This is a genomic window from Hyphomonadaceae bacterium ML37, from assembly GCA_027627685.1.
Taxonomy (GTDB): domain Bacteria; phylum Pseudomonadota; class Alphaproteobacteria; order Caulobacterales; family Maricaulaceae; genus Oceanicaulis.
Window position 1 is genome coordinate 2,534,894 of the sequence record CP091241.1, and the last position, 12,697, is coordinate 2,547,590.

The window sequence follows — 12,697 nt, forward strand, 5'->3', positions numbered from 1 at the left end:
TCTGATCCAATCCTGCCCCACGGACCGACAGTCAGCCCCTAGTGGAGAGACCATGTCGGACACCGCGCCGCGACATGACTTGCCTGTGATCGCCATCGGCGCCTCCGCCGGGGGCCTTGAGGCCTGCCGCGCCCTGCTCAAGGGCGTGCCGGGCGATATGCAGGCCGCGTTCATCCTGATCCTGCATCTCGATCCGACCCATAACAGCATGATGGCCGATCTGCTTAAGGCCCATACGCGGCTGGATGTGGTTCAGGCGACTGAAGGCGTGACGCTGAAAGCCGGCTGCCTGCACGTGATCCCGCCCGGCGTATTTCTCACCGTCAAAAACCGCACCCTGCACCTGTCCGAGCCGGAGGGCGGCAAGGCGGTGCGCCTGCCGTTTGATGTTTTGCTGCGGTCCCTGGCCAAGGACACCACGGCGACATCCGCCTGCATCGTCCTGTCGGGAACCGGGACAGACGGCAGCCTGGGGATCGGCGATATCCATGCCGCCGGCGGGCTGGTGATCGCCCAGGACCCCAAGGAGGCTGGCTATGCCGGCATGCCTGAAAGCGCCATCGCCACCGGCTTCGTCGACAAAATCCTGCCCGCGCGCGAGATCGCCGCTGCGCTCCAACAGTTTCTGGACGCCAGCAAAAGCGGATCGCCGCGCACGGCCGGTAAGGCACGGGGCGCCAAAACCACCGCTCGTGGCGCGGGTGATGCCGGGCAGAACGGATATGATGCTCTGCTGACCTATCTGGGCCAGCACTCTGCGCAGGACTTTTCGCTCTACAAGCGCGGCACGCTGGAGCGGCGCATCGCGCGCCGCATGGCCCTGCTCGGCCTCGGCGAGGACGATACCGCGCGCTATCTGTCGGTTCTGCAGGACAACCGCGAGGAACGCGGTCACCTGGTGGCCGACCTGTTGATCCACGTCACCAGCTTCTTCCGCGATCCGGCCGTGTTCGAGCATTTGTCTGAAAAAGCCCTGCCCGAGCTGATCAAGGCCCTGCCCGCAGACCGGCCCTTGCGGGTCTGGGCTGCCGGGTGCAGCACCGGCGAAGAGGCCTACAGCCTCGCCATGTCGTGCCTTGAAGCCATTGATGCGGCGGGGTCCGGCGCCCGGCTGCAAATTCTGGCCTCCGATGTGGATCCCGAGGCCATCGCGACGGCGCGGGCCGGATATTACTCAAAGGATATCGAGGCCTGCGTCTCTGAGGAGCGGCTAGCGCGCTTTTTCGTGGCCGAGGACGATGGCTGGCGGGTCATCTCGACGCTGCGCGACGTGATCGTGTTTACCGTGGCGGACCTGTTGTCAGACCCGCCGTTTTCCAAGATCGATCTGGTGTCCTGCCGCAATGTGCTGATCTATCTGGGCCCCGAGGCGCAAAAGCGCGTGATCGCGCGCTGCTGCTTTGCGCTGCGCCCGGGCGGCTTGCTGCTGCTGGGCGCCGCCGAAATGCCGGGCCAGAGCGATGGCTGTTTCGCGGTCGAGGACAAGGGCGCCCGGCTGTGGCGCCGTGTCGGGCGCAGCCTGCCCGGCGATCTGAAATTCGCCATAGGAAGGCGCGAGGAGCCGGCCTCCCCCGCCGGGCACACGCCCGCCCGCCGCCCGGCGCTCGCCGATCTGTGCCGACGGATCGTGCTGGATAACTACGCGCCCGCCGCCATCCTGCTGAATAGCCGGCTGGACGTTCTGTATCTGCTCGGCCCAACCGAAAAATACCTGAAAATCACGCAAGGCCATCCTGATCCCGGCATTGTCGGCATGCTGCCCAAGGCGCTGCGCGTCCGGTTTCGCACGGCGGCGGCGGACTGTACGCCAGCCAATCCCAAAGTGGTCGTGTCGGGCGGGCGCACCAGCAATTCGGGCGGATTTGACATCGCCCTGCATGCGGTGGCTTCGGGGTCCGGCTCCGAACCGCTCCTGCTGGCCTGTTTCATCGACACTCCGCGCCCCGGCCAGATGACAGGCGGGACGCCGGAGCAGAAGGGCCAGGCGCGGCGCGCCGCCGATCTGGAAGCTGACCTGGAAGCCACGCGCAATGATCTGGTCGATGCGCTGCGCGACCTGGAGCATGAGGTCGAGGCCCATGGCGCCGACGCCGCCGAGGCGCTGTCGGTCAATGAGGAGTTTCAGTCCACCAATGAGGAATTGCTGGCCTCCAAGGAGGAGCTGCAATCGCTCAACGAGGAGCTGACCGCGCTGAACGGCCAGCTGCAGGAGACGCTGGAACGCCACCGCACCACCGCCAACGATTTGCAGAACGTGCTGTTCAGCACTGATATCGCCACGCTTTTCCTCGACCTGGATCTCAATATCCGCTTCTTCACGCCCGCCGCGCGCGCGATCTTCCGCGTTATCCCCACCGATGTGGGCCGGCCTTTGGCGGACCTCGCGGCCGTGTCCAAGGACGATGATCTGGCCGCCGAGGCCCGCGCCGTGCTCGCCGCCAACGCCCCCAGCGAACGCGAGACGCGGGGGTCCGCAGACAAGTGGTATCTGCGCTGCATCCAACCCTATCGCGCCGAGGGCGGACGGGTGGAAGGCGTGGTCATCACCTATACCGACATCACTGAGCGCAAACGCACCAACGCCGCGCTTCAAATTGCTCTGGACGAGGCTGACCGGGCCACCAAGGCCAAGTCGCGCTTTCTGGCATCGGCCAGCCACGATTTGCGTCAGCCGCTGCAATCCATGGCGATGCTGCACAAGCTGATGGCCGGGCACAAACGGTCATCGGAAAGCACGCGCCTGGCTGCGCTGATGGATCAGACCCTCAGTTCCATGACCGAGATGCTGGATTCCATGCTGGACGCCAACCGGATCGAATCCGGGATTGTGCAGCCCAGAAAGCGGCCGGTTGCCGTGGCCCCGCTCCTGCAGCGCCTGGCCGACGAGTTTGGTCCGCAATGTGCCCTCAAAGGCCTGACTTTGCGCACCGTGCCCTGTTCGGCCTGGGTGTTCACAGATCCCCAATTGCTGGAACAGATGCTGCGCAATCTGATGTCCAACGCCCTGAAATACACACCCAGGGGCAGTATCCTGATCGGGTGCCGGTGGCGCGGTCCGCTTTTGACGATTGCCGTCTGCGATACCGGGATCGGCGTGTCCGCCTCGGAATCGAAGGTGATCTTCGAGGCCTATCGCCAGGGCGAAGACGCCGCCGCGCTATCCGGGTCCGGCCTCGGGCTCGGGCTGTCGATCGTTCAGCGGCTCGCAACCATCCTGGAGCATGACGTCTCCGTCCGCTCGACGCCGGGAAAAGGGTCAGCGTTCATGATCACGCTGCCGCTGGCCGACGCGCTGCCGGAAACCGGGTCCACGCATCTGACAGCGCCCCGCTTGAAAGGCGCAGCACTGGAGCGCGGAACCATTCTGCTGGTGGAAGATGAGGAGCCGCTGCGCAACATCCTTGCCGAGGTGCTGTCAAAGGAGGGGCATACCGTCATCGCCAAGGCGAGTGCGAGCGAGGCGCTGTCCTGGGCCAGCGGCGACACACCGCGCCCCGATCTTCTGCTGACCGATTTCGAGCTGCACGGAGAGGCGACGGGCTTGGGCTTGGCGCAAGATCTTCCAAACATTCTGGGTGAGGGCGTGCCGACCATCATCCTGACCGGCGACATCACCGCGGCCACCATGAAGAGCATCGCGGAATCGGACTGCCACCAGGTGTCCAAGCCGATCCAGCCCGACGTGCTTCTCGCCCTGATTTCCGAGATCATCGGAAAGGACCGAAAATCAAAAACGAGACGGATTGATCGCCAGAAAAATTCCGGGACCACCGTCCATATCATCGACGATGATCCGGTGATCCTGGCCACCATGCGCCGCCTGCTCGAAGCCGAAGGCTGGATGGTGGAAACCTATGCCTCGGCTGAAAACTTCCTGATGTGCCCGCGCCCTGATACCAACGCCTGCCTGCTGGTCGACAACTATCTGCCCGGCATGGACGGACTGGCACTGGTACGCCAGCTGCGGTCGGAGAACTCGCCCCTCCCCGCCGTCATGCTGACCGGTCATGGCGACGCCTCGGTGGCGGTTGCCGCCCTGAAGGCCGGGGCATCAGACCTGATCGAAAAGCCCGCCAGCGCTGCCGAATTGCTGGCAAGCGTGCGCAGCGCGCTCGAGGCAGCCGAAAGCAGTCACGCGCAGGCCCACGCCCGAAAGGCCGCCGAGGCGAAATTCTCCAGCCTGACCCCGCGCGAACGCGACGTGTTGTTCGAGGTGCTCGACGGCTCGCCCAACAAGATCATCGCCGCCGATCTGGGCATCAATCAGCGTACGGTGGAGAACCATCGCGCGGCGGTGATGCGCAAGACCGGGGCAGGCTCCCTGCCCGCGCTCATCCGCCTGGCTCTGGCGGCGGACGTGCAGCGGGGCTGAGCGACGGCGGTGTGTGCTCAGGCGATGTCCCAGGGCGGCGGCGGCATGGCGCGGTGGGCTTTGGCGATGGCTTGCGACCATTGCGCGCCCAGCTCACGGAAATAGGGATCATCGGTCTCGATGCGGCGCTGGTCGCCGATGAGGGCGTCAGGGCGGATGGTGATCATGTCGAACGGCAGGCCGACGCCGAGATTGGAACGCAAGGTGGAATCAAACGAGATCAGCCCCAGCTTGATCGCTTCAACCAGCGGCGTGTCGGTGCGCAGGGCCCTGTCGAGAATGGGTTTGCCGTATTTCAGCTCGCCCACCTGCAGATAGGGCGTGTCCGCCCCGCACTGGATGGCGTTGCCTTCGGAATAGATGAGGTAGAGGCCCAGCGCCCCGCCCCGGATCTGCCCGCCCAGGAGGACGGTCGCGCGCATGGAGACGCTCTCGGCTTCCAGACCTTCTTCGAAATCAATGCGCACGGACTTGATGGCGTGGCCCACCAGCTGGACGGCCCGGAACAGCGTCGGCGCCGTCAACAAGGTCTCCGGCCCGTCGGAATCGGGCAGCTTGATCCCTTCTTTCAGGCGGTTGAGCGCCGTCTGGGTGACCGAGAGATTGCCCGCCGTCGCAATGGCGATGACGCGCTCGCCTGGCACTTCGGTGACGAACAGCTTCTTGTAGATCGCAATGTTGTCGACGCCCGCATTGGTCCGGGTGTCCGCGATCATCGCCAGACCGTCTTCCAGCAACATGCCAACGCAATACGTCATGAATGCAGCGCTCCAACGCGCAGTTCAGCCCCCGCAGGCGGAGTGATAGCCGATTCCACACCGGCATGCGCGGCCTATTGCTGCCGCTGGGCCTGGGGATGGCTGCGCACCTGCAGGCTGACGGTCATGCGCTCGCCCGAGCCGCCATAACTGGCGCCGCGCACCGGGGCCGCGCCCAGATAGTCCAGAGCCGAGGCGATGCGGACATAGCTTTCGTCCGGACTGACGCCATTGGCGGCGTCGAACCCGATCCAGCCGAGCCCGTCCACCAGCGCCTCGGCCCAGGCGTGGGCGGCCTCCTGCTCGGCCTCGCCATCGGACCGGCGCAAATGGCCCGATACATAACGCGCGGGCACGCCCAGCCAGCGCGCTGCGGCGATGAAAACATGGGCATGGTCCTGGCACACGCCGCGTCCCACTGCGAACGCCTCGGCCGCCGTGTGGGTGACCGCAGTGGCGCCGGTGTCAAAGCCGATGCGCGCGCGCACGGCGCCCATGAGGGCGTGCAGCATGTCCAGCCGGTCGCCGCCGGCATGCTCCAGCGCGAACTCGCGGATCGCCTCATCGGCCAGAGTCAGCGGCGTGGTGCGCAGATACACCAGCGGGGGCTGGCGTTCCGGCCATCCGTCCAGCGGGCCGGACGAGTCGCCTGTTTCCACCTCTCCGGCCACGCTGACGGTCAGGCTGTCGACGGGTTTTTCAGAGTAGATGGCGTGGATGATATTGCCGAAGGCGTCCTCGCTCTGGCGGATACGCGCGTCGATATCGGTATCGATGCGCCAGCGGCGCACATGCTGGCGGTCGCACGAGCGCGGGGTCTTGCGCAGCACCTGAATGACGAAGCGCGGCGCGCTTTCGTACTGATACCGGGTCGCGTGATCGATGCGGATCAGCATCCAGGACCCTCCTCAGGTCAGGTATTGCTCGGTGACGGCCTGACTCAGCTTCGCGTTCTCGGCGAGGAAGTCTTCGATGTATTCATGCAGGCCGGACTGGAAGATGACTTTCATGGACGCTTCCTCCAGCTTGCCCAGCCGGGCCGCGGCCAGGCGCTGGGCCGGTCCGCGCCGGCCGTAATCGGCCGCCAGATGCTCGAGATACTCGACGATGGACGCCTGACACGCAGCCAGGGAGCGCGGCATTTGCCGGTTCAGCACCAGAAGATCAGCCACCAGCCAGGGCTTGACGCTGTCGCGATAGACCCAGCGATAGGCGGTCAGGGCCGACACCTGGCGCAAGAGCGTGGTCCACTGGAAATAATCCAGCTGTCCGCCCACCGGCTCGCCCTCCGGCAGGAGCAGATGGTATTTGGCGTCCAGCAGACGGGCGGTGTTGTCGGCGCGTTCAAGCGCCGAGCCCAGGCGCAGGAACCAGTAGGCGTCATTGCGCAGCATGGAGCGGCTGGCCGCCCCCTCGACCAGCAGGGTGACCGATTTCACCCAGCCCAGAAACTCGGCGAACTCGGCGCGCTGGGTCGGCTGGCCCTGCTCCTCAAGCGCGTTCCAGCTTCCGTTTATGGCCTCCCACAGCTCCACGGTCAGCGCCGTGCGCACCGAGCGCGCATTGGTGCGCGCGCTGATGATGCAGTTGGAGATCGAGGACGGGTTGTCGGGACAGAAAGCCAGATACTCCCGCACGGACATGTCCGTGACACGGCGCTCGCTGGCGTCAAACGCGCCTCGGACCCCGGCGGCATGCAAAGCGCTGTGCCAAGCGGCGTCCACTTCGCCGTCGCGCGACGGGACCGATGACAGGCGCAAGGTTGATTCCAGAATCCGGGCGAGGAAGTCGGCCCGCTCCACATAGCGGCCGACCCAGTACAGGCTATCAGCGGTGCGAGAGAGCATCACACATCCAGCACCCAGGTGTCCTTGGTGCCGCCTCCCTGGCTTGAGTTGACGACCAGCGAACCTTCTTTGAGCGCCACCCGGGTCAGGCCGCCCGGCGCCACCTGTACGCCCTGCGGGCCGGTCAGCACGAAGGGGCGCAAATCCACATGGCGCCCTGACAATTGCGAGCCGCACAGGGTTGGCGCGGTGGACAGCTGCAGGGTCGGCTGGGCGATGAAGGCGGCCGGGTCGGCGATCAGCTTTTTGCGGAAGGTTTCGATTTCATCCTTCGTCGCCGCCGGCCCGACCAGCATGCCGTAGCCGCCTGAGCCGCCCACCTCCTTGACCACCACCTCATCAAGGCATGAGAGCACTTCCTTGAGCGCGTCCGGTTCGCGGCAGCGCCAGGTCGGTACATTGTGCAGGATCGGGTCTTCGCCGGTGAAAAAGCGAATGATTTGCGGCATATAGGTATAGACCGCCTTGTCGTCGGCGACGCCGGTCCCCACCGCATTGGCCAGCGTCACATGGCCCGCCTGATAGGCGAGCATGAGGCCGGGCACGCCCAGCGCGCTGTCAGGATTGAAAGTCAGCGGATCGAGGAAGTCGTCATCCACCCGGCGATAGATCACATCCACCTTGCGCGGGCCTTCGGTGGTGCGCATGTAGACGCGCGCATCGTCGACATAGAGGTCGGAGCCCTCCACCAGCTCCACGCCCAGCTTGTCGGCCAGGAAAGAATGCTCGTAATAGGCTGAATTATAAGGCCCCGGCGTCAGCACCACCACGCTCGGATCCTTGGCGGCGCTGTCAGGCGCGCAGGTCTTGAGCGAGTGCAGCAGCATGTCGGTGTAGTTTTCCACCGGCCGCACCGGGTATTCGCTGAACAGGTCGGGAAAGAGCCGCATCATCATTTCGCGGTTTTCCAGCATGTAGGACACGCCCGACGGCGTGCGCGCATTGTCCTCCAGCACGTAGAACGCATCTTCAGACGTGCGCACCAGATCGACGCCGGCGATATGCACCCAGACATCCTGGGGCGGGCGCCGGCCGGTCATCTCGGGCCGGAAATGGGGATTGGTCAGCACGATGTCGGCCGGGATGATCCCGGCGCGGATGCAGTCCTGCGCACCGTAAATGTCCTTGAGGAACAGGTTCAGCGCCGCCACGCGCTGCACCAGCCCCGCTTCCAGCAGCAGCCATTCGGAGGCTGACAGGATGCGCGGCACGATGTCGAACGGGATTAGCCGCTCGCTGGCGTTGGCCTCGCCATAGACCGCGAAGGTGATGCCCATGCGCCGGAAAAAGAATTCCGCCTGCCGGGAGCGCGCTTCGAGCAGATCGGGCGGCGAGTCCGCGAGCCATTTTGACAGTGCGCGATAGCTGTCACGCACCTCGCCGGCGCCGCCATGCCCGGTCATTTCATCGAAAAACATCACACCCTGCCTCTGGCTCCCTCAGAGTGTGGGCGTCATGCCATGGTCACTGCAATGAAAATGTTGCAATGCGGCGCAGTTGGGAGGCCATATCAGGATCGGCGCGCCAGCCCCTAGATCGGCATGCGCATGATTTCCTGATAGGCGCGGATCACCTGGTCGCGCACGGCGATGGCGGTTTCCAGCTGGACTTCCGCCGCGGCCATGGCGGTGACCACATCGGTCAGTTCCGCGCGGCCCATGACGGCCTGTGTGGACTGGGTTTCAGCCGCCGCCACGCTGGTCTGGAGCGCGCTGACCGCGTCAGTGACGAGGCTGGCGAAACCGCTCGATTCACCTGTGGGCGCAGGCGCGGGCGCGGCGGCGCCGCTGGCGGCCTGGGCCGCCTGGGCATAGGCGCGGAGAGCGGCGAGATCCATGGGTTAACTCCTAGCGGCGCAGCAGATCCAGGGTGCGCTCCAGCATGCGGCGCGAGCCTTCGATCATGGTGAGATTGGCTTCATAGCTGCGCTGGGCCTCGCGCATGTCCATGAGTTCGATGAGCGAGGACACATTGGGATAGCGCACATAGCCCTCGTCATCCGCGCCCGGGTGGCCGGGCTGGTAGACCGACCGAAAATCGCGGTCGTCCAGGCGCACATCGGTCATGCGGGCCACCTGCGCGCCGGTTTCGCGGTCGAGCTCGGCGCGGAACACCGGGATCTGGCGCTGGTACGGATTGGCGTCGGGCGTTTGCGCCGCAGAATCGGCGTTGGCCAGATTCTCCGCAATGATGCGCATGCGCGCCGATTGCGCGCGCAGACCCGAGGCGGAGATGTGCAGAACGTCGTGGGAGCGGTCCATGGATCAGACCTCCTTGTCAGGGACTTAGGCGCCGGGCCCGCGCGCCGCCATGCGGATCAGCGTGAGGCTTTTCTGGTACAGGCTGACGGCGGTTTCGTATTGCATGCGCGTCTCGCTGGCGCGCGCCATCTGTTCTTCGAGCACCACCGAATTGCCGTTGGCCGTGGTTTCGCTGTCGGGCGTGCGCTCGGTGCGGAAGCGGCCCGCCGCGTCCGCCTGGCCGGCGATATGGCGCGCATCGGTGCGCTGCAGCCCCGCGCTCGGACGCGCCCGTCCCTCCAGCGCCTGCTCGAAAGACGCGCGCGACAGGTCCGAGGGGGTGAAGCCGGGCGTGTCGGCATTGGCGACGTTCTGGGCCAGCGTGCGCTGACGCGCGGCGTGGAAGCCCATCGCCTCGCGCAACATGGACAGAAGCGGAATGTCGTCTGAGCGCATGAGCGCCTCGCTCCGTTCTGGAGTTTGACTGTGGCGTTAACCCTCTCGCGCGCCGGTTAAGACAGGCTTAACCGATGGGCCGACTCCCGCTAGGCCTTGGACTGTCCCGGCGTGCGCGCGAGCCGCGCGGACGCGGCGGCAGGGTTTCAATCGGCAAGGCGCAGGCGTGGATCAGGTTGATTTCATACGCTTTTTCGCAGCACTCATTCTGGTGCTGGGCCTGCTCGGCGGGTTCTGGGTGATTCTGCGCAAGGGCTGGCTGCCGTCGGGGTTTTCCGGCCTGGTCAATCTGCAGCCCGCGCGCGGCGCCCGCCGCCTCAGCATCCGCGAAAGCCTGCTGCTCGACCCGCGCCGGCGCGTGGTGATCGTGCGCGCGGACGGCATCGAACACGTGGTGCTGCTGGGCGCGTCGGGCGAGACAGTGCTCGACACCCGCCCCGCCCCGCCCGAACCGGTATTCGAGCCGGTGTTTGAATCCGCTCCGGACGTGGATAGCGAACCGGACCCCGACATGGACAGCGATGCGGATAGCGCGGCCCGCAGAGCCGGGGACAGCCAGCCATGAAACCGGGGTTTTCGGGGTCAAGCGGGTGGGGCCATGTGTTCAAAGCGGCGCTTTATGTGTCATTGGGCCTCGTTCTTGTGACGCTGGCCGCCGGCGCGGCGGACGCGCAGGCGATCAGCATTGATCTGGGCGAGGAAGGCGGCGGCCTGACCGAGCGGGTGGTCCAGCTCATCGTGCTTCTGACGGTGCTCAGCCTGGCGCCGTCCATCATCATCATGACGACGAGCTTCGTGCGCATCGTGGTGGTGCTGAGCCTTTTGCGCACCGCCATCGGCCTGCAGCAGAGCCCGCCCAATGCGGTGCTCATCTCGCTGGCGCTGTTCCTGACCGCCTTCATCATGGCGCCGGTCTTCACCCAGTCCTGGGAGCAGGGCCTGTCGCCCTATATCGACGGCCAGATGGAGACCGGCGAGGCGTTCACCGCCACCACTGCGCCGGTGAAAACCTTCATGCTCGCGCAGACCCGCGAGGATGATCTGGCGCTGTTCATCTCCATCGCCGGGATCGAGCCGGAAAACGCCGAAGCCATCCCCTTCCAGGTGGTCGCCCCGGCCTTCATGATTTCAGAACTGCGCCGGGCGTTCGAGATCGGGTTCCTGCTGTTCATCCCCTTCCTGATCATCGACCTGGTGGTGGCCTCCATCCTCATGTCCATGGGCATGATGATGCTGCCCCCCATCGTGATCTCGCTGCCGTTCAAGCTGATCTTCTTCGTGCTGGTGGATGGCTGGCGCCTGGTGGTCGGCTCGCTGGTGCAGAGCTTTGATCTGAGTGTGGTGCCGCCGCCTGGGTAGGTGGGGTGGGGCTGCTTATCCTCCCCCGCTTGCGGGGGAGGTGGCCCGTAGGGCCGGAGGGGGGAATGACGCATCTGCGAGGGCTGAGAATGAACGCTCTGCCGCACCCCCCCTCGCCGCTTCGCGCGTTCGACGCTTCGCGTCTCACCCCACCCGCAAGCGGGGGGAGATGAAGGACGGCGCCCCCCTAAACCCGCACCACCCCATCCAGATACCGCCTCGCGGTCCCGGTCAGCGTCACGCGGCCATTCCCGCCCAGCGTCATCTCCAGCGCGCCGGGGCGGGGGCCGATCTGGCGGGCGGTGAGGGTTTGGCGGCCAAGGCGCTGTGCCCAGTAGGGGGCGAGGGTGGCGTGGGCCGAGCCGGTGACGGGGTCTTCGTCGACGCCGCTGGCGGGTGCGAAGAAGCGTGAGACCACGTCGGCGCTGGCGCCCGGCGCGGCAGCAATGACATTGATCCCGGCAGCCTTGAGCGCACTGATGTCCGGGCGCAGGCCGGCCACAATCGCTTCGTCGCCATAGACCAGCATCTGATAGCGCGCGCCGTGGACGCGCTCGATGTCGAAGGCGGCCTCCGGCGCGCCGGCGCCGAGCGCGGCGATCGCCTCCGGGGCTGCATCGGCGGGCTTATACCCGATCGCCGGCAGATCCATGGCGTAGCGGTCGATACCTGCGCGGGTGACGCTCAAAATACCTGACCGGGTGTCGAACCGCGCCGTATCGCCCGCCACATGGCCCTCTTCAAACAGCCAGACGGCGCTGGCCAGGGTGGCGTGGCCGCACAGATCCACCTCCACGCCGGGCGTAAACCAGCGCAGGCGCCAGAGATCCGCCTCGCCCGAGGCTTCGAGGAACGCCGTCTCGGACAGATTGTTCGACGAGGCGATGCCCAGCCGGTCCGCGTCGCTCATGGGCGCGCTCAGCACCATCACGCCCGCCGGATTGCCGGTATGGGGCGCGTCCCCGTCGGGGAAGGCGTGCAGCTCGGCGTAAGGCAGGCTGATCATGCGCCGCCTGCGCCGGTGTCGACCCGGCCAGCATCTGCGGGCACAGGCGCGGTGACGAGGGCGGTGAGCCAGTCGGCGACTTCCTGAGGGCGGCGCTCGCGGGCGGTGCGCCACTGCGCGGCGTCGGCGCGATTGACCACCTCACCGTCCGCCGTGACCACCACGACGGTGGGATAGCCGGTGAGGCCATCCTCATAGCCAAAGCGGGCGATGGCGTCGGCATTGAGCTCGCCGGTGCGTTCGGCGTCGATCTTCACCACCACGAAATGCGCGTCGACGAACTCGGCCATCGCCGGAATGGTCAGCATGCCGCCAAAGATGCGGCAATCGGGGCACCAGTCGCCGCCAAAGATCGCCAGCACGCGCTTGTTCTCGCGCGCCGCGGTTTCGAACGCCGCGTCCAGCGCGGCCATGGCCGGGGGCGCTTCGGCGTAGGCATTGTCCAGGATCTCGAAGGCGATCCCGTCGGGGATGGCGGGGGTTTCGATGACGCGGTCTCCGGTATCGCCGCCGCAAGCGGCCAGGGTGAGGGTCAGGGCGAGCAAGGCGGGCACGGCAAGGCGCATGGCGCGGTCTCCGGGAAACGGCCGCAGTGCGGCCTGATCATCCCGTGTCACCTAACTGTGCGCTGCACCATAACAAGCCAAGCCGCCCTTACC

Annotated in this window: 12 protein-coding genes; 3 read left to right on the forward strand and 9 right to left on the reverse strand. The window is 66.2% G+C overall.

What is annotated here, in order from left to right; genetic code table 11:
- Positions 1 to 52 precede the first annotated feature (52 nt).
- Positions 53 to 4,372 (forward strand): response regulator, encoded by a 4,320-nt coding sequence (locus L2D01_12490; GenBank protein WBQ09700.1) that lies wholly within the window; start codon positions 53 to 55, stop codon positions 4,370 to 4,372.
- Between the two features lie 17 nt (positions 4,373 to 4,389).
- Here L2D01_12490 and L2D01_12495 read toward each other — a convergent pair whose 3' ends face one another.
- The 7 genes from L2D01_12495 to flgB form a co-directional block, all read right to left on the reverse strand.
- Positions 4,390 to 5,130 (reverse strand): peptidase, encoded by a 741-nt coding sequence (locus L2D01_12495; GenBank protein ID WBQ09701.1) that lies wholly within the window; start codon positions 5,128 to 5,130, stop codon positions 4,390 to 4,392.
- A gap of 74 nt (positions 5,131 to 5,204) precedes the next feature.
- A complete protein-coding gene (locus L2D01_12500; GenBank protein ID WBQ09702.1) occupies positions 5,205 to 6,026 on the reverse strand; it encodes a transglutaminase family protein in 822 nt (273 codons plus the stop codon).
- A 12-nt stretch (positions 6,027 to 6,038) separates the two neighbouring features.
- Complete coding sequence (locus tag L2D01_12505; protein ID WBQ09703.1) at positions 6,039 to 6,977, reverse strand: alpha-E domain-containing protein; 939 nt, start codon at positions 6,975 to 6,977, stop codon at positions 6,039 to 6,041.
- Complete coding sequence (locus tag L2D01_12510) at positions 6,977 to 8,395, reverse strand: circularly permuted type 2 ATP-grasp protein (GenBank protein ID WBQ11644.1); 1,419 nt, start codon at positions 8,393 to 8,395, stop codon at positions 6,977 to 6,979. The genes L2D01_12505 and L2D01_12510 overlap by 1 nt, the downstream gene beginning before the upstream one ends.
- A 113-nt stretch (positions 8,396 to 8,508) precedes the next feature.
- Positions 8,509 to 8,814, reverse strand: a complete 306-nt coding sequence (gene fliE, locus L2D01_12515) for a flagellar hook-basal body complex protein FliE (GenBank protein WBQ09704.1) — start codon at positions 8,812 to 8,814, stop codon at positions 8,509 to 8,511.
- A gap of 10 nt (positions 8,815 to 8,824) precedes the next feature.
- Entirely contained in the window at positions 8,825 to 9,238 is a 414-nt protein-coding gene (gene flgC / locus L2D01_12520) for a flagellar basal body rod protein FlgC (GenBank protein WBQ09705.1), read from the reverse strand.
- A 24-nt stretch (positions 9,239 to 9,262) separates the two neighbouring features.
- A complete protein-coding gene (gene flgB / locus L2D01_12525; protein ID WBQ09706.1) occupies positions 9,263 to 9,673 on the reverse strand; it encodes a flagellar basal body rod protein FlgB in 411 nt (136 codons plus the stop codon).
- A gap of 166 nt (positions 9,674 to 9,839) precedes the next feature.
- Between flgB and L2D01_12530 the strand changes: the two genes are divergently transcribed.
- On the forward strand, positions 9,840 to 10,238 hold the full coding sequence (locus L2D01_12530; GenBank protein ID WBQ09707.1) for a flagellar biosynthetic protein FliO: 399 nt from the start codon (positions 9,840 to 9,842) through the stop codon (positions 10,236 to 10,238).
- The gene (fliP, locus tag L2D01_12535) at positions 10,235 to 11,032 is read left to right on the forward strand and encodes a flagellar type III secretion system pore protein FliP (protein WBQ09708.1); all 798 of its coding nucleotides are present in this window, start codon (positions 10,235 to 10,237) and stop codon (positions 11,030 to 11,032) included. Before L2D01_12530 ends, fliP begins: the two co-directional genes overlap by 4 nt.
- Before the next feature lie 187 nt (positions 11,033 to 11,219).
- Here fliP and L2D01_12540 read toward each other — a convergent pair whose 3' ends face one another.
- On the reverse strand, positions 11,220 to 12,038 hold the full coding sequence (locus tag L2D01_12540; GenBank protein ID WBQ09709.1) for a PhzF family phenazine biosynthesis protein: 819 nt from the start codon (positions 12,036 to 12,038) through the stop codon (positions 11,220 to 11,222).
- Positions 12,035 to 12,604, reverse strand: coding sequence for a thioredoxin family protein (locus tag L2D01_12545; protein WBQ09710.1), 570 nt, complete (start codon positions 12,602 to 12,604; stop codon positions 12,035 to 12,037). Before L2D01_12545 ends, L2D01_12540 begins: the two co-directional genes overlap by 4 nt.
- Positions 12,605 to 12,697 lie beyond the last annotated feature (93 nt).

Bases quoted from the DNA above. Each gene is read 5' to 3' on its own strand.
- fliP (WBQ09708.1), top strand. From the start codon at position 10,235: ATGAAACCGGGGTTTTCGGGGTCAAGCGGGTGGGGCCATGTGTTCAAA.
- L2D01_12505 (WBQ09703.1), bottom strand. From the start codon at position 6,977: ATGCTCTCTCGCACCGCTGATAGCCTGTACTGGGTCGGCCGCTATGTG.
- L2D01_12545 (WBQ09710.1), bottom strand. From the start codon at position 12,604: ATGCGCCTTGCCGTGCCCGCCTTGCTCGCCCTGACCCTCACCCTGGCC.
- L2D01_12540 (WBQ09709.1), bottom strand. From the start codon at position 12,038: ATGATCAGCCTGCCTTACGCCGAGCTGCACGCCTTCCCCGACGGGGAC.
- flgC (WBQ09705.1), bottom strand. From the start codon at position 9,238: ATGGACCGCTCCCACGACGTTCTGCACATCTCCGCCTCGGGTCTGCGC.
- L2D01_12495 (WBQ09701.1), bottom strand. From the start codon at position 5,130: ATGACGTATTGCGTTGGCATGTTGCTGGAAGACGGTCTGGCGATGATC.
- L2D01_12510 (WBQ11644.1), bottom strand. From the start codon at position 8,395: ATGTTTTTCGATGAAATGACCGGGCATGGCGGCGCCGGCGAGGTGCGT.
- L2D01_12490 (WBQ09700.1), top strand. From the start codon at position 53: ATGTCGGACACCGCGCCGCGACATGACTTGCCTGTGATCGCCATCGGC.
- L2D01_12500 (WBQ09702.1), bottom strand. From the start codon at position 6,026: ATGCTGATCCGCATCGATCACGCGACCCGGTATCAGTACGAAAGCGCG.
- fliE (WBQ09704.1), bottom strand. From the start codon at position 8,814: ATGGATCTCGCCGCTCTCCGCGCCTATGCCCAGGCGGCCCAGGCCGCC.
- flgB (WBQ09706.1), bottom strand. From the start codon at position 9,673: ATGCGCTCAGACGACATTCCGCTTCTGTCCATGTTGCGCGAGGCGATG.